Source organism: Agrobacterium sp. NPDC090283 (assembly GCF_044769685.1).
Lineage (GTDB): Bacteria > Pseudomonadota > Alphaproteobacteria > Rhizobiales > Rhizobiaceae > Agrobacterium.
In genome coordinates, this window is record NZ_JBIVYG010000006.1 from 12,282 (window position 1) to 31,683 (window position 19,402).

Consider the following 19,402-nt stretch of genomic DNA (forward strand, 5'->3'; position numbering starts at 1 on the left):
AACGAGCAGAGCGTCAAGAATGGCGTTCGCTTCCAGCAGAGTCCGAAACCGTCTCGCTAGAGCATCGTCTGGAGAGCACAAGTGATCTGCAGCTTGTTTCACATATGACCACACATGATCTTCCCGGACTTTCGTTCCGCAAAGAACGCGCTCATAAAGACTATTCAAGGTAACGTTATCGTGGGTCATAAAGATCGCTTCGATTGAACCGATCACGATCTAAGTCCGGTCTGCATAGGATTTCAATTGGTGTTCAAACCATCAAAATAAGGAAATCATAAATGAGCAATATCAGCTAAGAGGGGCGTAACCTGCTTATGCGCTGTCACCGAAAGCTTACGTTCGGACACTATCCCGGATGTCCGCTTGGGCCGAAGGGGGGAGCAATCACTCGGCCGCCTCCATTCGAGCAAGAGCTTTTGGCCTCAAGCACGCGTTATAGCCAGCCGCTCTTCCTGAATCGATAGTAGAGGATGGAACACAGCATGAGGATTGCCCCGATGACGACATAGTAGCCGTATTCAGTTTGCAGTTCCGGCATATGTTCGAAGTTCATACCGTATATGCCTGCGATAGCAGTTGGGACCGCCAGGATTGCTGCCCATGCTGCGAGTTGCCGTGTGATTGTGCCTTGTCGTTGCTGTTCAAGCAGATTTGAAGCTTCGAATACGGAGGTTATGACTTCACGGAGCCCTGAAATCATGGATTCGATACGTCTGACGTGATCGAGAACATCTCGGAAGTAGGCTTTTGCGTTGTCATCGATGCAGGGAAGCTCCAGATTGGTCAACTTGCCGACAACTTCGGCCATCGGACCAACAATACGCTGAAAACGGATCACCTGGCGCCGCATCCTGAACAGTCGCCTGATTTGTTCGCGTTCCATGAACGAGATTAGCATGTGCTTTTCCATCTCAAGCACCGTATCTTCCAAGGTTGCGACCACCGGCAGATAGCCATCAACGACGAAGTCAAGTATGCCGTGCAGCACGTAGTCAGGGCCGTTAGCCAGCAAGCGCGGCGACTGCTCAAGCTGCTTTCTAAGCTCGATATGAGACACCGCGGATCCATGGCGAACGGAAACAACGTGGTGACGGCCAACAAAAATGCAGGTTTCGCCATAAGCAATCTTGTCGCCTTCAAGATGTGCAGTTTTGGCGACGACAAACAGCTGATCCCCATAGATCTCCACTTTTGGAACCTGTTTGCCGTTCAGCGCATCCTCGACCGCCAAGGGATGAAGGCCGAACATGGATTTGATTCTGGCCATTTCGTCCGCGGTGGGATCGGTGATGCCGATCCACGCGAATTCGCCATCGACAGGCGTGATGAGGCCATCGGCGAGAGGAAGTTCTTCCGCGCGTTTTCCGGCGCGGTAGATGTAGGATGCGACGACTGTCATGGAGATCTTTCTGAAGCTAGTTTGAAGAAAATCAAGGCAAGTAGCAGCTGATCAGTCGTTCCAGCAGTATGACCTGCACAGGTGTTTTACGTTTTTGATTGCTGTCAAGACTGGTGGACTGCGGCTGCGACATGAAGAACTCGGCTTTTGATCGCAGAGATCCGAATCGATTCGGATGCCAGGTCCAGCGATAGGAAGCGTCACCATCAGGAAGCGTCATCAGACGGACCTCTTTTCGATCACGAGAAATCATCCGGGGAGTCTAAGGCTGTCCGCCATTCTGACTAGATCAGCAACGGTCCCCGCTTGCATCTTGCGCATGACCTGGCCACGATGGACCTTCACGGTGATCTCGCTCAAGCCTAGTTCAGCGGCGACCTGCTTGTTAAGGCGCCCGCGAGCGACGAGCGCCATCACCTCCCGTTCCCGCGTCGACAGCGTCGCGAAGCGCTCCAGGAGATCGGCGGTGGAGGCATCCTGCCGGAGCCGGACCCGATCCTTCTCGAGAGCCTCGCGGATGGCGTCGAGGAGATCCTGCTCTCGGAAAGGTTTCAGGAGAAACTCAACCGCGCCGGCCTTCATCGCCCTGACGGACATCGGCACGTCGCCGTGGCCGGTGAGGAACACGATCGGAATGGAATTACCGGTCCGTGCCAGCTCGGCCTGAAGATCAAGTCCGCTGGCATCCGGCATCCTGACGTCGAGAACCAGGCAGGCAGGACCGGCTGACCGCGCCTGAAGCAGGAATTCCGGGGGAGACGCAAAGCAGCGGACCTCATATCCGACCGAGCGGAAAAGGCTGTCCAGCCCATCGCGGACGGACGGATCGTCATCGACGACATAAACGGTGGAGCGGTGTTCCTGCACGTCGCTATCCTCCTGTTCTGGCGTTCAATGGCAAGGTGAATCCGAACACTGTACCATGTGGGAAGTTAGGCGCCGCGTAGACCGTACCACCGTGGGCCTCGACGATCGAGCGGCTGATCGCCAGCCCCATGCCCATCCCTCCCGGCTTCGTGGTATAGAAGGTGTCGAATATCCGATCTGACGCAGCAGGCGGCACGCCGACGCCCGAATCGCGAACGCTAACCGTTATCTTTTTCTCGTCGACTGCCGCGCTGACAAGCAACTCCCGCGCTCCCGCATCGACGCCGGCCATCGCCTCGATTGCGTTGATGACAAAGTTCAAGATCACCTGCTGGAGTTGAACCCGGTCCCCCAAAACGCTTGGCAGGTCGCCTGCGAGTTCCATGCGCAGCAGGATGCCGTTTCTCCTGATTTCGTTGCGGACGAGCGCCAGCGCTTCTGCAATGGCGTCGGTAAGATCGACTTTGTCCCAAGAAGGAGAAGCGTGGGTCACAAGGCGGCGGACGCGGTCAATCACCTCGCCGGCGCGGCCTGCATCCTTTACAATCCTGTCGATGGCGCGCTGGGCTTCCTCTTGGTTGGGAGGTGATGCGGATAGCCAGCGAAGGGCGGCGTTTCCATTGGCTGTGATGGCCGTGATCGGCTGGCTGACCTCATGGGCGATCGACGTGCCCAACTCGCCGATGATCATGACACGCGACATGCGCGTCAGTTCTGACTGCGCCTGCCGCGCCTTTGCTTCGACAGCCTCGATCCTGATTGCGAGATAAGTCGTCGCTCCGATCGCAAGCAGGCTCAAGACGCAGTTCACCAGCCCGGATTCCGCATCCCCTCGTTGCGTCAGGACGTAGCTCGTTATCGTCAGAAGCGTGCAGAATATCCCTACGGCCATGACCGCCTGAGGCCGGTTGGTTCGCGCGGAAATCAGGATCACCGACACGTAGAGGACGGCGAACGCGATCTCCAGATCGGTCACCGTATCCGCGATGAAGATGGCGCAGGCCAGCCCGACCAGTCCCAGCCACAGGAGGGGTGTCTCCATCAGATACCGGAAAAACTCACGCCTCATATGGCATCTTCTCTTCCACACGGGTTTCATTGTAACTGCCGCAGGGTGCATCACGAAACGAATGGTGACAACATCGTTGTCACCATTCGCCACACCCAAGGGGCCGTCCCCGTGATACGTGGACGACCGTTCCTCGGTGACGATCTATTGTCGAGCCCCTTGTCGTTTCAGCTCGGGTTTTCCAGCGTGAACAAATCGGCGTGCTCATCGTAGGCGAAGTACTCCGCGTAGCGGGCCCAGTTCGTCACCGCCTTCAGCGTGGTGTCGGCGTAGTCCTCGGACATGTAGTCCTCGAGTTCGTCGCGGAAGCGACGTGCGGGCGCCTTGTGCATCGGGCGTTCGTCGAGGACACGGCGGATATGGGCGGCGAGCGGCACGTAAGTCGCAAGGTGCTGCTCGAACAGGCGCTTGCGATCGTCGACGTCGCTGTCGGCGAAGCGCAGCCCCGGCACCGTCAAACGGATGTCGCCTCCTTCCAGATCGGCGAAACGCAGGAGCTGAAGCGTCTCCGCCACAGGAAAGAGGTCGTCGATGCCGAGATGCAGATGCGTTGCAAGCGGCGGCAGGTCCGCCTGCCCGCGATAGGGATCGGCCGCGACCGTTTCGATCAGGCCGGACATCAGGTTGGTGGACACCCGCGGCAGCGCCATGGCAATGCCGGTGCCCGGAAACAGTCCGTCGCGTGCCGGTACGCCGGTTCTTGCCGTCATCCTCGCATAGATGTCTTCGACCAGCATCCGGAAGGCCGGGTCGAGACGGTTGCGCGGTTGCGGCAGGTCCACGCGGATCTCGGCGATCATCCGTCCAGGGTTCGACCCGAAGATCAGGATGCGGTCGCACATCAGCACCGCCTCCTCGATATTGTGCGTCACCATGAGGATGGATTCGATCGGCATGCGGCCTTCGCACCAGAGGTCGAGAAGATCTGTGCGCAGCGTCTCAGCCGTCAACACGTCGAGCGCGGAAAACGGCTCGTCCATCAGCAACACCTTGGGATGCACCACCAAGGCACGGGCAAGACCGACGCGCTGGCGCATGCCGCCCGACAGCTCCTTCGGATAGGCGCTTTCGAAACCGTCGAGGCCGATGAGGTCGATGGCGGCGAGTGCCCGTTTGCGCCGCTCCCGAGGTTCGACGCCCTTTGCCTCGAGACCGAGCTCGACATTCTGCAGGACGGTGAGCCAGGGGAACAGCGCGAAGCTCTGAAAGACGACGGCGATGCCGGAACTGGGGCCGGTGACCGGTGATCCTTCGAAGGTGATGTCGCCCTTGCTCGGGCGGATCAGGCCGGCGATGGCGCGCAGCAGTGTCGACTTACCGGAGCCGGACCTGCCGAGCAGGCCGACGATTTCGGCCGGACGCAGCTCGAGATCGACGTTCTCGAGCACGACAAGCGGCCCGGATGCGCCTTTGTCGTAGGTCTGGCAGATCTGCTTCGCGGAGACCAGGACCTTGTCGTTGGCAGGTCCGGACTTGTTGGTGACGATGGTGGTTTCCATACTTGGTCCTCCAGTGATCTGGTTAGTCGAGACGCAGGCGGCGTTCCGCGTAGACGTAGAGCGGACGCCAGAGCGTGCGGTTGAAGAGGGTGACGAAGAGCGACATGACGGCGATGCCGAGGATGACACGCGGGAAGTCGCCCGCCTCGGTCGCCTTGGCGATGTAGGAGCCGAGACCGAAGGCTTCGAGCTTCGTGTCGCCCCAGCTTACCATTTCCGCCACAATGCTGGCGTTCCAGGAGCCGCCGGAGGCAGTCAAAGCGCCGGTCACGTAATAGGGAAATATCCCCGGCAGGATGGCGCGCCGCCACCAGGTCCAGGAGCGTAGCTGGTAGACCGAGGAGACCTCTCTGAGATCGGTCGGAAAGGCGCTCGCCCCTGCGATGACGTTGAAGAGGATGTACCACTGCGTGCCGAGCACCATGAGGGGTGAAAGCCAGATGTTGGGGCTGGCTCCGGTCGCGACGATTGCCACCACCGCGACAGGAAACAGGACGTTCGCCGGAAAGGCTGCGAGGAACTGCGCCACAGGCTGGACGCGTTCGGCGACAGCCGGCCGGAGACCAATCCATACGCCGAGCGGCACCCAGATCAGGCTGGCGATCACGATAAGCACGGTGACGCGAATAAGAGTGACGAACCCGCCGCTGAAAGCTTCCCACACGTCATTCCCGGAGAGTGTCTGGCCGAGATAGGACACGACCGTCCATGCTCCCCAGATGCCGAGAGCGGCAACAAGCGCGAACCAGGCATAGTCGAAGGCCCGTGTCGAAGCCTGCCGAGCGGGCTGCCTCATGGCGACGGCGGGACGTGAAGACCGGAAGCGCATGAGGAGCAGTCTGCCCCAGATCGCTGCAAGCGGCGCGGTCAGACGCTTCAGGAGACGAGTATGCCGGATCAGGGAATAAACCCATGAGCGCGGCTTCTGCTGACCTGCGGTTTGCTCGAAGCGGAACTTGTCGGCCCAGGCGACGATCGGCCGGAACAGAAGCTGGTCGTAGAGAACGATGACCACGGCCATCGCCAGCACGGCCCAGGCCACCGCCGTCAGGTCCTGTCTGTCGATCGCGAGCGCAAGCCAGGAGCCGAGGCCGGGAAGCTGGACGGTCGTGTTGCCGACGGTGATCGCCTCCGAAGCGACGACGAAGAACCAGCCGCCGGACATCGACATCATCGTATTCCAGACCAGGCCGGGCGCCGCGAATGGCGCCTCCAGCCGCCAGAAGCGCTGCCAGGCAGAGAGACCGAACCCGCGGCTGACCTCATCGAGATCGCGCGGTACCGTCCGCAGCGACTGGTAGAAGGAGAAGGTCATGTTCCAGGCCTGGCTGGTGAAGATTGCGAAGATCGAGGCGCATTCGGCACCGAGCTGGCTTCCGGGAAACAGACCCATGAAGAAGGTGACCGTGAAGGTCAGGAAGCCGAGGACCGGTACGGACTGCAGGATGTCGAGCGCCGGAATGATGATTGTCTCCGCCCGACGGCTCTTTGCCGCAAGCGTCGCGACGACAAAGGTGAAGACGAGCGAGGCGATTATGGCGGCGAGCATGCGCAACGTCGTGCGCAATGCGTATTCCGGCAGCCGGGCGGGATCGAGCGAGAGCGGGCTACTTGCCAGTCCCTCAAGCGGTTGGTGCATCTCGGCTATGCCGTGCAACGTGAGAACGGTCGCGGCGGCGAGGAATGCGAATGCGGCGAGATCGTAGCCGTTAGGCAGAATGCGGGTGCGCACCAGTTCGGTAACGGAGCTATGCCCGCGGCGATCATTGGGAAGGAAAACCATCTGGAACCTCATCGGAAATGGGCCGTCCGGCGCCGCCCATGCGTGGCGCCGGTTGAAATGCGTTCAGGAAAGGTTCTGAAATGAAGGGCTAGGCCGCCCGGCGTTCGCAGGCATCACGACTGTGATCCTCGTCGGCGGTCGCCCGCGTGCCGGTGGTCCAGAGGCATTCCAATTTTCCACTGAAGGGATTGGTATGCCATACGGCGACAAGCGCCGGGCGCCGGGCGTCGGCCATGCGCTGCGCCTGAGCCGCGACGGATTCAATCCGAGCGGTGGAAATGGTGGCCGCGGTGGAGCGGCCGCGGAAAAAGACGATGTTGTTGTTCATGGCTCACCTCTTCGGCCCGCAATCGGCGGATCCGGGGCGGCGAGCCGGACAGGCTTAGGCCCGGCCGGCGCTCGCCCGACGAATTCTGCCGGGAGCGGTCCTGCTTGTTGCGATGACCATCCGGCAGCGGGCTGATGCCGCCACCGGACAGCGACTAGGGTAGCTGTCCATTTGCTTCCGGATCTATTGTTTCGATAGGCTCTGCGACGTTTGGCGTCGTAGAGACGATGCCGTCTTTTCACAGGCCAGACGGGCGGTCAACGAAGCATTGGTGCACTGCCGTTATACCTAGGTATAGCCTTTGTCCGGCACGGCTTTTTCATTCAGCAAGTTCTGAGTTTGCGCGTGGTTGGCAGGGGGCTACCGTGATCGCAATGGCGAATGAATCTTCGGTTCGGACGATTTACGCCAAGTCGTTCCTTCGTCAGCATACCCACTGCAAAAATTGACCGGTCTTTGGTTCAAGTCCCTTCAAGGAGAAGAACGCAGCGGCGTGGCGCGTACGGAAATCTTCTATAGACGTTGTAATTCATATGCATTACAACTGGTCTTTCAGTTGGAGATAACTATGGCTTTGAACGCACTCGTTCAAACTCGCATTGATGCTGAAGTTCGAGATCGTGCCTCTGCGGTGCTTGAAAGCATGGGTCTTACGGTGTCGGACGCAGTTCGTATCTTACTCACCCGGACGGCGAACGAGGGAGCATTACCGCTCGAACTTATATCAGGCAGCGAAGCTCATGATGCTTGGTTTCGCAGCAAGGTCTTTGAAGCGCTGAACGACAGGCGACCAGACGTTCCGGATGATGAAGTCGAGGCTCATTTCGAAAAACGGCGAGCGGCAGCGCGCCTTAAAGCAGCGGCGCGCAAGTCGTGAAGCTTACTTGGTCAGCGTTTGCGTTATCAGATCGAGATGCCATCTTCACCTTTATCGAGGCGGATAATCCCTCAGCTGCCATCATGATCGACGAACGGATCGTCGCGGCTGCTCGTAGCTTAGTTGATTTTCCGGCGAGTGGTCGTGTTGGCAGAATTGCCGGGACGCGCGAACTGGTGATCAACGGTACTCCATACGTCGCGGCTTATGCTGTAACGCAATCGGCGGTTCGTATTCTCCGCGTACTTCATGGCGCACAGGAATGGCCAGACACTATTCCTACCAGCTAGGCTTCGAACTTCATGTCTGGGATCAACGGGTCGCCAATTCGATTCCGTTCAAGAGCAATTGGATGAGAGCTCGTTCATCCCACCGGCGACTTGCTCTCTGACATGATGGGCACGCTGATGCTGTTCGGCATGCGCAGCGCCTACTACGAGATCATGGCCTCCGGCATCAAGCGGCAGCACGAACCGCCACGCATCGTCGGTGACCTGCTTCAGTCGGAGATCGCTGAGAAGCAGGCGCGCTCCATCAAATACCAGATCACCGTCGCCAAGCTGCCGCTGGCCAAGGACATCGTCTATCCGGACTATCCAAGCATCAATGGTAAACGGTATTACACTGTTCGATACCGCCGCTGTCGGACAAAGATCGGTGAGAGTGGGCCTGGGAATGCATCCGGGCCAGTGAGGCGAGAGCTCGTAGGACTGATTTGCAACAGATCCGCGTAGCTCTATACCGGCCAGCGGTCGTACTCGAGCCGCTTCGAAAGGCCTGATACACGACCGCACCCGATCGCACGTTTAAAAACGCTTGCATGAACGGGGCAATCCAAGCATGCCAGCCTTGAGAATGAGTGCCGCTAGCATGAGCGCGATGACGCCGATGGTCGTCCCAGAGACGCCCGATTCCATCCAATACGGCCGCAGCCACGATGTAAAGCATCTGAGATAGTGACACCGCAGTCGGACTTACAGTTCTGCAGTACGATGAAGCTTGAGTAACGTGGTCGCGCCGTCAGGGCTCGCGCTCCTAATCTGCCACCCGGACGCCTATGAGTTTATACTTATCGATCAGCGAGGTGATAACGCCGCTACTTTTCGAATCGCGCAGAAACGCATTCAATTCCGGTACTATCGCGGCACTCTGGAGGGGGACTCCAATTCCGTGGGGTATTGCCATCACATGTGGCTCCAGCACAACGCTGCCCTCCCAGCCTTTGCTGAACTCCAGTAGAGTCTTCTGACCCGCGGCCATTACATCGGCATCGCCTCGCCGCAATAACTCTAATATTTCTTGTTCACTTCGCAGATCCCGCACCAAGTGCGCCTTAAGCAGGTGGCGGGACAAGAAAAGATCGGTTGCGTTCTTACCCTGAACTACGACTCTTACGCCTTTTTGGTCAACATCCTCTACGCTGCGAATTGGCGATCCCGGTGGCACCAGGTAGCTATTGAGAATTTCAATGTATGGCTTGGTGAACGCGATGGTTGATGCTCTTGAGGCATCAACGGCCATGAAGCCGATGTCCCATTCACCGGCCACTGCTGCTTCCACTAGTTTGCCAGCCGATGGATAAGCCACTATTTCAACATCCTTGCCCAAAGAATGTGCGATAGCCTGGCCAAGTTCGACTGCGATTCCGCGCAGCTCGCCAGAAGCGGGGTCCTTCGTCACCGTGAGAACGTTTGTTAGGTTCACACCGACACGTAATTTGCCTTCCCCTGTAGGCGCCCCGCTTTTGCCCCCTGCGCCGTCTTGCGCGAATACAGGCGAACCAAGAAACATGAGAACAAAAAGAAGCATCGAAAAATTTTTGAGCAATACAAACATGCTGTTCCTATTGCTTTTCCTTACATTTCTCATGGAGATAGCTTTCATGTTGCTTTCGGAAATCCTTTCTGGATCAAAGCGTAATGCAAGTCAAGCGCAGCGCCCTCGTCCGGGGCCTATCGCATTTGGCCGATGAAGGAACGCGCGAAGGTGTCGGACCATCCGACTCGTTTTCCCGGAGAAGGGAGTCTTAGGTGGGCGGATCTGAGCAGGTTGAGGGTGCGGTCCTCGTCTACCGAAGTCGACGGCGCGGTGGGTGACATACATGTCCAACTCCTCAAAGGAGCCCTCGTCCAGCAGCACGTCGATACACTCGCGCGCCGTCAGTTTGCCTTTGGCACTTGCGCCGAAAGGGCGCCAGCGCGTTCAATGGTTCAAGAAATCGATCACCATGCGATTGAACTTCGCATGATGTTCCCACTGCGCCCAATGTCCGCAATTATTGAAGACGTGCAGTTCTGACTTGGGAATGCCCGATATGAGGCGCAGGCCGATATCGAGAGACACGAAGCGGTCGTTTCTGCCCCAGATAATGAGGGTCTCGGCTGAGATTTCCCCGAGCCGGTGGCCAACATCGGGGAATTGCCGCGGGTTGGCAGCGGTACTCTTGACGAAGTTCTCCAGGTGATCCCGACTCGCCAGGAGATTGTTGAGACGTGTCTCGAACAGGTCTTCCGTCAATTCGCTCGGATCGAAGACGAAGACGTTCATCATCCGCTTCAGGTTTTCGATCGTCGGGTCCCGGTAAAGCTCCTGCACAAGCTTGATGCCTTCGGTGGGCATCGGCACAAAAGCGCTGACGCCCCCGGTTCCTCCTCCCATCAGCACCAGCTTTCCAACATTGCCGGGGTTCGCCAGGGCAAAAGCCACGGTGCTGTGAGCACCCATGGAGTTGCCGATGATGTGGATCTTGTCGAGTCCAAGACCGTCGATCAACCCCTTGAGAATTCGGCCATTTAGCTCCGAACGCGAGCCCGTGCAGACGATCGTGTCGCTCTTGCTCCAGCCAGGGCAATCGAGCAGGATTACCCGGAAGCCGGCATCGGTCAGCGGCGTGACATTGCGGTTGAAGTTCGCCCAGCCGCTTGCTCCAGGGCCGGAGCCGTGCAGCATGACAACCACATCCCCGCCAACACCAGGGTCGCAATCGTTGTAGTGGATGTTCAGGTCGCTTTCACCTTCGCGGACGCTGATAAAGCGGCTCGTGCTGGACTCGCTGTATTCCTGGCTCATCATAGGCTCCCGCAGTTCTTCAATTGCACAAATAGCGGGAGGAGCAGCGCACGAGCTTCGACAAGCAGCGGGCGCAAAACTGAGCAATCCAACCATGCACCCTCAAGCCGTTCGCCTCCCTGCTTGAGATAGCGCGGGCCTGCTAACCTGCGCTTTGATAATTGCTACAGGTGGCGGATGCGTCGAAGCAAATATTCTCAGCGCAATGTGCGCTAGGTGAACAGATGGGCGATCATCACTTGGAGGCAAACCATGTTGGTATGGCCGACATACCGATCAGAGCTCTGTGCACACGGTGAACAGCCGCAAATTGTTCGTTGTAAGCCTGCCATCTCAATTGTTAGCAGTTTCCTCGTTCAGAAGCGTGAGGAATTTACGGGCAACGCACTGGTTGCATGCCATCTCTCGCGTCACGTTTGCAATTATTCTCTGGAGGAGACTGCATGTCCAAACTGTCAGACCGCTATGATCCGGGACCGCAGTTGGCCCAGTGTGGAACCATCAATCTCGGGACAAAGAATCTTGAAAAATCGCTGTTCTTCTTCCGTGACACACTTGGCATGGAAGAGGTGGAGCGCGACGGCAATGTTTCCTATCTGCGCTGCTATCAGGAGCTTGGCCACCATTCCCTGGTGTTGACCGAGCAGGAAGAAAATATCGTCAATTCCTACAGTTTTCGGGTGAAACGCCCGCAGGACGTCGAGCTCTTCTACGAAGAGTTGAAGCGACAGGAGATCGAGGTTCTCGAAATTCCGGCGGGTTCGGAAACCGGTCGCGGCACCGCAATCCGGTTTCTGCTGCCGGGCGGCGATCATCCCCTCGAACTCTATTACGACATCGAAAAACCGCTGGCGCCCGAACATATGCGTTCGCGCCTGCCATCGAACTCATCGAAGCGTCGTGGGCTTGGGGTGCGCCGGATCGACCATTTCAATCTCCAGACATCACCCGCGACGATCAATCAGGCGGAGCAGTGGGCGCGAGACACGCTCGGTTTCAAGCGGCGCGAGTTTGCCTATTTGCCTGACCGGCCGGATACGCTTCTCGCATCGTGGATGTCGGTCACGCCGCAGGTGCATGATCTTGCGATCGTCGCCAACGGAATGGACAAGACGGCCCAACTTCATCACGTCGCCTTCAATGCCCAGGATTTCTCGGATGTGCTGACCGCCGCCGATGTGCTGCGCGACCTCGACGTTTCCTATGGTGTCGGTCCCGGCAAACATGGCATCGGACAGGCCATGTACCTCTATATTTTCGATCCGGGATCAGACCACCGCGTGGAAATCTATGCGGGTGGATACATGATCTTCGATCCGGACTGGGAAGCAATAGAATGGAAGAAGGAAAACTTCCCCGACGGGCTGACTTGGTATGGCGATCCGATTGACGTGAAGCCGGGGAGTCGAGGGCGTGACACGACGGGGTCTGCTGGCCTCCATCGTTAAGGGATGCCGATATGTGAATCGGGAACGGGACCGATAGATCGGTCCCTTTTCAGCTCTACCGAGCGACAGAAGGACAATCCTGACCTTCTGTCGACCGAGATCGAGATGAGCAATTAGCTATGAACCCACAGCTCGGCCCGGCAAAGATGCCGACGCAATCGTGGCGGCAATCAACAAGGCTATCGGTGACTAATGGCCGGATGCCGCGGTTGCCGAAAAGCTGCACCACCCTGAGGACGTTCCCGCTCACCAGCACGCCGACGAAATATCGGGGCGTGGTCGCCATTGAGGTCACAACGAAGTGGGAAATCAACAAGACCGCAGCCATTCCTAAGATTTAGTTTGCGGGTGCCGCTTTGGGGCGTCCTGCATACGAGTACCATGATACCAGTTTGTTAGGCGGTGCATCATCGATGTGCCGCCTTTCTGTCTGGCGCAGCCACCACCTCAGCAGGCATTCATCTCCAAGGAGAATCCCGTTGCTCTTACTGCTAAATGTGATATTAATTCGAATAACGAACATATAAGTTCGTTATTCGAACTGGAGGAATTATGAAAACGCGTGTTTCTAAATTGGGTCACGTCGGTCTGACTGTCCGGGATATCGATCGTACCGTCGAGTTTTACAGCACGTATCTCGGGATGCGACTGACCGAGAAGTTCGAGTATCCGAAGGAAAAGGTAGGGCACGGCGTGGCTGTCGCCGCTGGCGCATTCATCCGCTGCGACGCGACTCATCACGAGCTTTCGATTTTCAGGATGCGCGACGATATCCTTGGGCCTGATGCACCAGATGCACCGCGTTTCGGCTTTGGCCTTCACCACATCGCATTCGAACTGGCCTCTCCCGAAGATCTCCTCAGCCTCTTCCGTGATATGCGCGACGGTGGCGTGGAGATCGTCAATTGCCGCAAGGGTGGGCCGGGTAACCAGCCGCGCTTCTACGCCCGCGACCCGGATGGCAACCTGCTCGAGTTCTACTGGGGCATCGATCAGATCGGCTGGCATGGCACGGCGCGTCCGTATGATCCGATCGAGGAGATCGACCTTCTCGCCTTTGACTTCGATGCATTCGAAGCCCGGCGCGAGGCGGACAGCGCGGTTGTCCAGACCAAGATCAACGCCTAACGCGCCACATTCACGGCCAGAAAATCTATCGTGATTTTCGGGCTGTGGTTTGAGACGGTGATGGATAAGAATAAAGCAAAACAGCAAACCCGCGAGCGATTGTGGGTTTGCTGTGTGCTGTAGGAAGCGGATGCCTCTTCAGGCCTTGTCGATCTCGGCAAAGACTTCGCGGGCAAGGCGGAAAGCCTCTACGCCCGCCGGGATGCCCGCATAGATCGCAAGCTGCATCAGCGTATCCTTGATTTCCTCACGGGTGCAGCCGTTCGTCAAAGCGCCCTTCAGGTGCAGCTTGAACTCGGAGCTGCGGTTTAGGGTTCCGAGCATGACGAGGTTGAGCAGGCTCTTTTCACGGAGGGTCAGCGCGGATCTTCCCCAACCTGCGCCCCAGCAATATTCGGTCACGAGGTTCTGAAAGTCGCGGGAGAAGTCATCTGCCGCGTGCAGCGACTTCTCCACGTATTCGGCGCCTAGGACTTCCTTGCGGATCTTCAGCCCGCGCTCGAACATCTCATCGGACATTAGTCTTTCCCTTCCTTGATGACGGGGTTGCTGAGTGAGCCGATACCGGGGATCTCGACAGTTATCGTATCGCCATCCTTCAGGAAGATCGGGGGCTTGCGCTTGAAGCCGACGCCTGCAGGCGTGCCGGTCGGGATGACGTCACCTGCTTCCAGATCGACGAATTCGGAGATGTTTTCCAGAATTGTCGGGATGTCGTAGATCATCGTATCTGTGTTGGCGAACTGCATCTGTTCATCGTTCAGCGTCGTCTTAATGTCGAGCTTGTGAGGATCGGCGATCTCGTCTGCGGTGACAATAACGGGGCCGAACGGACCCGAGGCGCGAAAGTTCTTGCCGGCAGTGTATTGCGTAACGCGGAATTGGTAGTCACGGACCGTGACATCGTTGAAGATCGAGTAGCCGAAGACATAGTCCATTGCCTCGTCCCTGGTGAGGCGCTTGCCATTCGTATTCTTGCCGATGATGACAGCCAGTTCGCCTTCCCAATCGAGGTCGTCCGAGACTGTCGGGACATATACCGGATCTCCATTGGCCACGAAGGTTGTGGAAAAACGCGCAAAGAGGATCGGGATCGGAGAGATTTCAAGACCGGCTTCCTTGGCGTGTTCGGCATAGTTGCGCGCCACGCAGATGGTCTTCGGCGGGCGGCGGATAGGAGCAAGAAGCTTGACTTCAGATAGTGGCTTGCTTGCCCGCGCACCCTTTTTGCCGCTTGCCGCAAATGCGCCGACGACGGCTTTAAGTGATGCCTGCAGGCGGTCGATCTCCTCAAAAAAATCCTCGATCTTGACCGGGAGTTCGAGAACGGAGGAGTCCGCCTTTGCGCACTCGGCGCTCCAAAGCGTGAGATCGATGACGCGATCGCCAACGATTGCACCGAAGTGTGGTTTGCCCTGTTGTTCATAACTGACAAGCTTCATGGTTATATCCCGTTTATCGAACTACCATGTTCGTATATAGACCACGCGGTGAGATCAAGGTCAACGTGAAGATGGAATGGAACTGGCATCTGCAGGCCGGTTCACGGTAAGAAGGCAGGCATTCGGAAATGGAGACGGACGTTGGTTGAAATATCGCAGACAGGTGACCAGATGCTGACCGTTCTGGAATGCGTGGCGCGCGACGGGCCGGTGAGTGCAGCCGATGTCGCGCGCATATGCGATATCAATCGGACGGTGGCCCATCGGCTTTTGACGACGCTGTCGCAACGCGCCTATATCCGCCGTAATGTGGGTGGCGGTTACATGGTTGGACCGGCGCTTTTGCAACTCACGCGCGGCATGGAAACCGACTTGCGCACCAAGGCCAAGCCAGTGATGCAGAAGCTGGCCGTCGAAACCGGCGAGACCGTCGTGCTGCATGGCATAGCCAATGCGGATGCAGTGGTTATCGATCAGGCGTTGGGCCAGAAGCATCTCGTAAGGGTAGAACACCGTCCCGGCTCCCGCCACTCTCTCCTGCAGGGTGCCAGCGGCTGGTCGATGCTTGCCTTTCAGAACCCGAAATATGTCGAGCGGGTCTTGAAAAATGCCAGCGACCCGGCCGGAGCACGGGAACGGATCGCGCTGACCCACGAAGCAGGATATGCGATTTCCTACGATGAGCTTCAGCTTGGGGTTCATGGAGTTGCCGTTCCGATCATTGAAGCACGAGGACGCTGCGAGGCGAGCCTCGCGATTCTGGTTCCCGCAGCCCGAAGCAGCCTCCTGCCATCCTTCGTCGGATTGCTGGTCAGCGCCTCGCGAGAGATTGCGAAGCAACTGGCTTGATGCATGAAACAGGGCCGCGTGCGCTGCGGCCCTGCCGGAGATTTCTCAATCCTCGACAAACACCCTGTCGCGCTTGCCGTAGAGCGATGGAAACGAGACTGCGACGAGGACGCAGGCCGAGAGCAGCAGCAGTGTCGCGCTGACCGGTTGACTGACGAATATCGTCAGATCACCGGCAGAAAGGATCATCGCCCTGCGGAAATGCTCTTCCAGAAGAGGACCGAGCACAAAACCCAAAAGCAAGGGTGCGGGTTCGAAATCCAGTTTGATAAGCAGATATCCCGCGAGTCCGAAGATCGCGACCAGCCAAAGATCCAGCGGAGCGCTGGAGATGCTGTATACACCGACCGAGCAGAAGACGATGATGACCGGGATCAACGCGTGATAGGGGACACGCAACAGCTTCACCCAGATGCCGACCAGCGGCAGGTTGAGTATGACCAGCATCGCATTGCCGACCCACATTGAAGCGATAATGCCCCAGAAAAGGTTCGGATGCTGGCTGATGACATTTGGCCCGGGCACGACGCCTTGCATGATCATCGCACCGATCATCAGCGCCATCACCGGGTTGGAAGGGATGCCCAGCGTCAGCATCGGAATAAAGGATGTCTGGGCACTCGCATTGTTGGCGCTTTCAGGAGCAGCCACGCCCTCGATCGCGCCCTTTCCAAACTCGGCTTTGTTTTTGGAAACACTCTTTTCGATCGTATAGGCGGCGAAGGATGAAAGTACTGCCATTCCTCCGGGAAGAGTTCCGAGTATTGACCCGATGGCAGTGCCGCGCATGACCGGTGCGATCATGCGTTTGAAATCATCCATCGACAACCATAGCTTGCCGATGGGAAAGACTTCGGCAGTTTTTCCGTTTTCGGCCTGAAGGTTGCGAAAGATTTCAGAAATCCCGAAGAAGCCGACGGCCACAGCGGTAAAATTGACACCGTCTGAGAGTTCGGTGAATCCCATCGTGAAGCGCGCAACGCCAGTGTACAGATCGCTGCCAACCAGCCCCAGCAGAAGTCCGATAAGGATCATCGCGATTGCCTTCGGCATTGAGCCGGACGCTAAGACGACCGAGGACACGAGGCCAAGAAGAACAAGCGAGAAATATTCAGCGGGTCCGAATTCAAGTGCTACGCGCGTCAGCGGTATTGCCACCACGGCAATCAAAACGGTGGCGGCGCAGCCGGCGAAAAAGGAGCCGAGGGCCGCCGCAGAAAGTGCAGGACCTGCCCTTCCGCGCTTGGCCATTTGATAGCCATCGATGGTCGTGACTGCGGCCGAGGATTCGCCAGGCATATTGATCAGGATCGCGGTGGTGGAGCCGCCATATTGAGCGCCATAGTAGATGCCGGCCAGCATGATCAGCGATGCGGTTGGGTCCAGATTAAATGTGATCGGCATCAGCATCGCCATGGTGGCGACGGGTCCGAGGCCGGGTAAAACGCCGATCGCCGTGCCGACGACGACACCAACGAAACAGTAAAGCAGGTTCTGAGCCGACAGGGCGACGGAGAAGCCCATGGCAAGGTGTGATAGAGTTTCCATGACACTTTTCCCTATACGCTAAGCCACGGACCGATGACGGGTATCGGAAGCTTCAGGATCATGCCGAAGATGAAGACGCAGAAAAGGGTGAGGGCGATGCTGACGAGGAAGGCCATCTTCACGGTCTGAGCCTTGCTGGCAAAAGCCGAAATCATCGCGGTCAGGAAAATAGAGGGAGCCAGTCCCATGCCGCGAATGGTCAGACTCAGAATGATCGGCGACACACAAATCAACAGCGTCCCTCGCCACGGTATGGCGCCGATATCGAAGTGAAAGCTGCCGTTTTCTTCCTTTGTGGATCGGACGGCGATGTAAACGCCGACACCGATCAGGATGATGGCCAAAGACAGCGGGAAGTAACCGGGACCCATATTGGTCGATGAGCCGATCTTGAGCGAGGTCAATGCGGACACGCTGAAAAAACCGCCTATCAAAATGCATACACCGCCCGAGACGATGGATTTGGTATTCATGAAATCCTCCCATAAGCCGGCCGTCAGCCGGACATCGAAAACGAACACCGTCTTTCTCCCGAAGACGGTTTCTGGTTCAAGACGAGGCCATATCCCGGAACTCCTGAAGATCGAGAAGACGAACGGCGTCGAGCAGCGCCTCGGTTTCCTGGTCCGAGATGCCCTTGCGGGGTTGCCGTAGCATGCCTCCCGGCAGGCCCAGTCGGTCGAGCAACGGCTTCATGCCGCGTCCACCGGAGCCACCATGACGGTTGAGCGCAAGATGCAGCGAGACTAATTCGCAATAACGATCCCGAAGGCCATGCATGTCGCCAGAACGGAATGCGTCCATCACGGATGTCACCAGTACCGGCGCGACGTTGGCCTCGGTCGTCATGACCGTGTCGGCGCCAAGAAGAAGAGCAGGAAGCATGGCGCGAACGCCGACTGCCGAGATTTCCACGCTCCCACCCAGGCTCGAGACGAGATCGGCGAGATAACCGAGATCACCGCTCGATTCGCGTATGCCAATGACTTGGGGGAACCGTTCGGCGAGTTTTGTGAGCAAGTCCACTGGCACAACATAACCGAGCTTCGGATAGTTGGAGAGGATTACCGGCAGATCGCAATGGTCCAAAATCTGGCAATAGAAGCGCTCGAGTTCGCCGGTATCCGGTTTGCTGCTGCCGTGCCCGACATCGAGCTGGAAGAGATGGATCGCTTCGACGCCGGCCTCCTGTGCAATGCGTATCGTGGCGAGTGCCTCACCTGCGCTCCGTGCCTCGCGTCCGCCAGCTCGTATGCCGGTCCGACCTTTGAGGGTCTCGGCTGAGATCGCGAGAACGTTACGAAGCTCCTTGTCATCCAGCGAGAAGCCTTCGCCGATATTGGTGCTGCCTGCGTAGACGTTCTGGCCCGCATCGGCGAGGCGCCGCAGATGCCTGCGCATCGCCGGTTCGTCCAGCGCGCCGTCGCGATCGAAATGCGTTAGGCTGACGACCCATGCGTTGTGAGATGTCTTACCCATTTGCTTTAGCCGAACCTCCTCGGTCGCCTTGTTGCAACCGGCAAAACTTCAACCCCTTGGTTCCGGACCTTGAGGCTGCGGCGTTGCATCAGGGCTTACGCACAGTGACGGACAAATATGTGACGGGTTTTCCACTCAGGTTTCGAATGGCATGTGTGACGCCATTGGTCATCGAAACCACCTGTCCCGGTCCATAGTGGGTCTCAACGCCTTCGCGACTGTCGGTAAAGACGCCGTCGAGGACGTAAATCAGTTCGGGGCGACCTTCATGGGAATGTGGCGCGTAACCTCCGTCCGGGGCAATCGTGGTCCTGCTCATCCGCAGGACGTGCCCATCGATCGCGCCGATTTCTGCAGCAAGATCAGCAAGGGCTAGGCGCTCCGTGGTGAAGCCGACGGGCTCTGATTCTTCTCCCAAACCAGTCATCGTTTCCTCCCGACGTTTGGTTTACCGTTTTGGTATCCAATATAAGATACCAAATATACTCGTACTTTCGGTCTGTCAACGATAATGCCGCCAAGTCTGAAAAGAGCTGGGCAAAACAACGTAAAAGTCACGGCAAATCTGCCGCAGGACAAAAAAATATCTGCGCCGATGAAAACATTGAAACTGG

20 protein-coding genes and 2 pseudogenes are annotated in these 19,402 nt (G+C 57.7%); 6 read left to right on the top strand and 16 right to left on the bottom strand.

Annotated elements, in window-relative coordinates:
- Positions 1-436 precede the first annotated feature (436 nt).
- The 7 genes from ACIQUH_RS10850 to ACIQUH_RS10880 form a co-directional block, all read right to left on the bottom strand.
- A complete protein-coding gene (locus ACIQUH_RS10850; RefSeq protein WP_400814702.1) occupies positions 437-1,402 on the bottom strand; it encodes a magnesium and cobalt transport protein CorA in 966 nt (321 codons plus the stop codon).
- Between the two features lie 31 nt (positions 1,403-1,433).
- Positions 1,434-1,622 carry a hypothetical protein gene (locus tag ACIQUH_RS10855; RefSeq protein ID WP_400814704.1) on the bottom strand — a complete coding sequence of 63 codons (189 nt, stop codon included), beginning with the start codon at positions 1,620-1,622 and terminating at the stop codon, positions 1,434-1,436.
- Between the two features lie 29 nt (positions 1,623-1,651).
- Positions 1,652-2,269: a response regulator transcription factor gene (locus ACIQUH_RS10860; RefSeq protein WP_400814706.1), complete on the bottom strand. Its 618-nt coding sequence runs from the start codon at positions 2,267-2,269 to the stop codon at positions 1,652-1,654.
- 4 nt (positions 2,270-2,273) lie between these two features.
- Entirely contained in the window at positions 2,274-3,338 is a 1,065-nt protein-coding gene (locus ACIQUH_RS10865) for a sensor histidine kinase (protein ID WP_400814708.1), read from the bottom strand.
- 167 nt (positions 3,339-3,505) lie between these two features.
- On the bottom strand, positions 3,506-4,837 hold the full coding sequence (locus tag ACIQUH_RS10870) for an AAA-associated domain-containing protein (protein ID WP_400814711.1): 1,332 nt from the start codon (positions 4,835-4,837) through the stop codon (positions 3,506-3,508).
- Positions 4,838-4,859: 22 nt separating this feature from the next.
- Positions 4,860-6,620 carry an ABC transporter permease gene (locus tag ACIQUH_RS10875; RefSeq protein ID WP_400814713.1) on the bottom strand — a complete coding sequence of 587 codons (1,761 nt, stop codon included), beginning with the start codon at positions 6,618-6,620 and terminating at the stop codon, positions 4,860-4,862.
- Positions 6,621-6,708: 88 nt separating this feature from the next.
- Positions 6,709-6,948 (bottom strand): hypothetical protein, encoded by a 240-nt coding sequence (locus ACIQUH_RS10880; protein WP_400814715.1) that lies wholly within the window; start codon positions 6,946-6,948, stop codon positions 6,709-6,711.
- 568 nt (positions 6,949-7,516) lie between these two features.
- On the opposite strand from ACIQUH_RS10880, the gene ACIQUH_RS10885 reads away from it, so the two are divergent.
- The 3 genes and pseudogenes from ACIQUH_RS10885 to ACIQUH_RS10895 all read left to right on the top strand — a co-directional run.
- Positions 7,517-7,825, top strand: coding sequence for a type II toxin-antitoxin system RelB/DinJ family antitoxin (locus ACIQUH_RS10885; RefSeq protein ID WP_400814717.1), 309 nt, complete (start codon positions 7,517-7,519; stop codon positions 7,823-7,825).
- Positions 7,822-8,115 (top strand): type II toxin-antitoxin system RelE/ParE family toxin, encoded by a 294-nt coding sequence (locus ACIQUH_RS10890; protein ID WP_400814719.1) that lies wholly within the window; start codon positions 7,822-7,824, stop codon positions 8,113-8,115. The genes ACIQUH_RS10885 and ACIQUH_RS10890 overlap by 4 nt, the downstream gene beginning before the upstream one ends.
- A 102-nt stretch (positions 8,116-8,217) precedes the next feature.
- A pseudogene (locus tag ACIQUH_RS10895) lies at positions 8,218-8,406 on the top strand (IS21-like element helper ATPase IstB); the annotation flags it as partial.
- Positions 8,407-8,860: 454 nt separating this feature from the next.
- Here ACIQUH_RS10895 and ACIQUH_RS10900 read toward each other — a convergent pair.
- The 3 genes and pseudogenes from ACIQUH_RS10900 to ACIQUH_RS10910 all read right to left on the bottom strand — a co-directional run bounded on the left by ACIQUH_RS10900 (position 8,861) and on the right by ACIQUH_RS10910 (position 10,894).
- Positions 8,861-9,709, bottom strand: a complete 849-nt coding sequence (locus ACIQUH_RS10900; RefSeq protein ID WP_400814721.1) for a transporter substrate-binding domain-containing protein — start codon at positions 9,707-9,709, stop codon at positions 8,861-8,863.
- A gap of 177 nt (positions 9,710-9,886) precedes the next feature.
- A pseudogene (locus ACIQUH_RS10905) lies at positions 9,887-10,000 on the bottom strand (carboxyl transferase domain-containing protein); the annotation flags it as partial.
- Positions 10,001-10,027: 27 nt separating this feature from the next.
- Positions 10,028-10,894, bottom strand: a complete 867-nt coding sequence (locus ACIQUH_RS10910; protein WP_400814723.1) for an alpha/beta fold hydrolase — start codon at positions 10,892-10,894, stop codon at positions 10,028-10,030.
- A gap of 443 nt (positions 10,895-11,337) precedes the next feature.
- On the opposite strand from ACIQUH_RS10910, the gene ACIQUH_RS10915 reads away from it, so the two are divergent.
- Both ACIQUH_RS10915 and ACIQUH_RS10920 read left to right on the top strand, forming a co-directional pair.
- Positions 11,338-12,342, top strand: a complete 1,005-nt coding sequence (locus ACIQUH_RS10915; RefSeq protein ID WP_400814726.1) for a VOC family protein — start codon at positions 11,338-11,340, stop codon at positions 12,340-12,342.
- Between the two features lie 552 nt (positions 12,343-12,894).
- Positions 12,895-13,470 carry a VOC family protein gene (locus ACIQUH_RS10920; protein WP_400814728.1) on the top strand — a complete coding sequence of 192 codons (576 nt, stop codon included), beginning with the start codon at positions 12,895-12,897 and terminating at the stop codon, positions 13,468-13,470.
- A gap of 138 nt (positions 13,471-13,608) precedes the next feature.
- Here ACIQUH_RS10920 and ACIQUH_RS10925 read toward each other — a convergent pair whose 3' ends face one another.
- Entirely contained in the window at positions 13,609-13,989 is a 381-nt protein-coding gene (locus tag ACIQUH_RS10925) for a carboxymuconolactone decarboxylase family protein (RefSeq protein ID WP_400814731.1), read from the bottom strand.
- The gene (locus ACIQUH_RS10930) at positions 13,989-14,912 is read right to left on the bottom strand and encodes a fumarylacetoacetate hydrolase family protein (protein ID WP_400814733.1); all 924 of its coding nucleotides are present in this window, start codon (positions 14,910-14,912) and stop codon (positions 13,989-13,991) included. The genes ACIQUH_RS10925 and ACIQUH_RS10930 overlap by 1 nt, the downstream gene beginning before the upstream one ends.
- A 141-nt stretch (positions 14,913-15,053) precedes the next feature.
- Between ACIQUH_RS10930 and ACIQUH_RS10935 the strand changes: the two genes are divergently transcribed.
- Positions 15,054-15,761 carry an IclR family transcriptional regulator gene (locus tag ACIQUH_RS10935; RefSeq protein ID WP_400814735.1) on the top strand — a complete coding sequence of 236 codons (708 nt, stop codon included), beginning with the start codon at positions 15,054-15,056 and terminating at the stop codon, positions 15,759-15,761.
- 45 nt (positions 15,762-15,806) lie between these two features.
- On the opposite strand, the gene ACIQUH_RS10940 is transcribed toward ACIQUH_RS10935, so the two are convergent.
- The 4 genes from ACIQUH_RS10940 to ACIQUH_RS10955 all read right to left on the bottom strand — a co-directional run bounded on the left by ACIQUH_RS10940 (position 15,807) and on the right by ACIQUH_RS10955 (position 19,215).
- Positions 15,807-17,309 (bottom strand): tripartite tricarboxylate transporter permease, encoded by a 1,503-nt coding sequence (locus ACIQUH_RS10940; protein ID WP_400814737.1) that lies wholly within the window; start codon positions 17,307-17,309, stop codon positions 15,807-15,809.
- A gap of 11 nt (positions 17,310-17,320) precedes the next feature.
- On the bottom strand, positions 17,321-17,782 hold the full coding sequence (locus ACIQUH_RS10945; RefSeq protein ID WP_400814739.1) for a tripartite tricarboxylate transporter TctB family protein: 462 nt from the start codon (positions 17,780-17,782) through the stop codon (positions 17,321-17,323).
- A 76-nt stretch (positions 17,783-17,858) separates the two neighbouring features.
- Positions 17,859-18,788, bottom strand: coding sequence for a dihydrodipicolinate synthase family protein (locus ACIQUH_RS10950; RefSeq protein ID WP_400814741.1), 930 nt, complete (start codon positions 18,786-18,788; stop codon positions 17,859-17,861).
- Between the two features lie 88 nt (positions 18,789-18,876).
- Positions 18,877-19,215: a cupin domain-containing protein gene (locus ACIQUH_RS10955; RefSeq protein WP_400814743.1), complete on the bottom strand. Its 339-nt coding sequence runs from the start codon at positions 19,213-19,215 to the stop codon at positions 18,877-18,879.
- Positions 19,216-19,402 lie beyond the last annotated feature (187 nt).

Bases quoted from the DNA above. Each gene is read 5' to 3' on its own strand.
- ACIQUH_RS10850 (WP_400814702.1), bottom strand. From the start codon at position 1,402: ATGACAGTCGTCGCATCCTACATCTACCGCGCCGGAAAACGCGCGGAA.
- ACIQUH_RS10855 (WP_400814704.1), bottom strand. From the start codon at position 1,622: ATGACGCTTCCTGATGGTGACGCTTCCTATCGCTGGACCTGGCATCCG.
- ACIQUH_RS10865 (WP_400814708.1), bottom strand. From the start codon at position 3,338: ATGAGGCGTGAGTTTTTCCGGTATCTGATGGAGACACCCCTCCTGTGG.
- ACIQUH_RS10870 (WP_400814711.1), bottom strand. From the start codon at position 4,837: ATGGAAACCACCATCGTCACCAACAAGTCCGGACCTGCCAACGACAAG.
- ACIQUH_RS10875 (WP_400814713.1), bottom strand. From the start codon at position 6,620: ATGGTTTTCCTTCCCAATGATCGCCGCGGGCATAGCTCCGTTACCGAA.
- ACIQUH_RS10880 (WP_400814715.1), bottom strand. From the start codon at position 6,948: ATGAACAACAACATCGTCTTTTTCCGCGGCCGCTCCACCGCGGCCACC.
- ACIQUH_RS10885 (WP_400814717.1), top strand. From the start codon at position 7,517: ATGGCTTTGAACGCACTCGTTCAAACTCGCATTGATGCTGAAGTTCGA.
- ACIQUH_RS10900 (WP_400814721.1), bottom strand. From the start codon at position 9,709: ATGAAAGCTATCTCCATGAGAAATGTAAGGAAAAGCAATAGGAACAGC.
- ACIQUH_RS10910 (WP_400814723.1), bottom strand. From the start codon at position 10,894: ATGAGCCAGGAATACAGCGAGTCCAGCACGAGCCGCTTTATCAGCGTC.
- ACIQUH_RS10915 (WP_400814726.1), top strand. From the start codon at position 11,338: ATGTCCAAACTGTCAGACCGCTATGATCCGGGACCGCAGTTGGCCCAG.
- ACIQUH_RS10920 (WP_400814728.1), top strand. From the start codon at position 12,895: ATGAAAACGCGTGTTTCTAAATTGGGTCACGTCGGTCTGACTGTCCGG.
- ACIQUH_RS10925 (WP_400814731.1), bottom strand. From the start codon at position 13,989: ATGTCCGATGAGATGTTCGAGCGCGGGCTGAAGATCCGCAAGGAAGTC.
- ACIQUH_RS10930 (WP_400814733.1), bottom strand. From the start codon at position 14,912: ATGAAGCTTGTCAGTTATGAACAACAGGGCAAACCACACTTCGGTGCA.
- ACIQUH_RS10940 (WP_400814737.1), bottom strand. From the start codon at position 17,309: ATGGAAACTCTATCACACCTTGCCATGGGCTTCTCCGTCGCCCTGTCG.
- ACIQUH_RS10945 (WP_400814739.1), bottom strand. From the start codon at position 17,782: ATGAATACCAAATCCATCGTCTCGGGCGGTGTATGCATTTTGATAGGC.
- ACIQUH_RS10950 (WP_400814741.1), bottom strand. From the start codon at position 18,788: ATGGGTAAGACATCTCACAACGCATGGGTCGTCAGCCTAACGCATTTC.
- ACIQUH_RS10955 (WP_400814743.1), bottom strand. From the start codon at position 19,215: ATGACTGGTTTGGGAGAAGAATCAGAGCCCGTCGGCTTCACCACGGAG.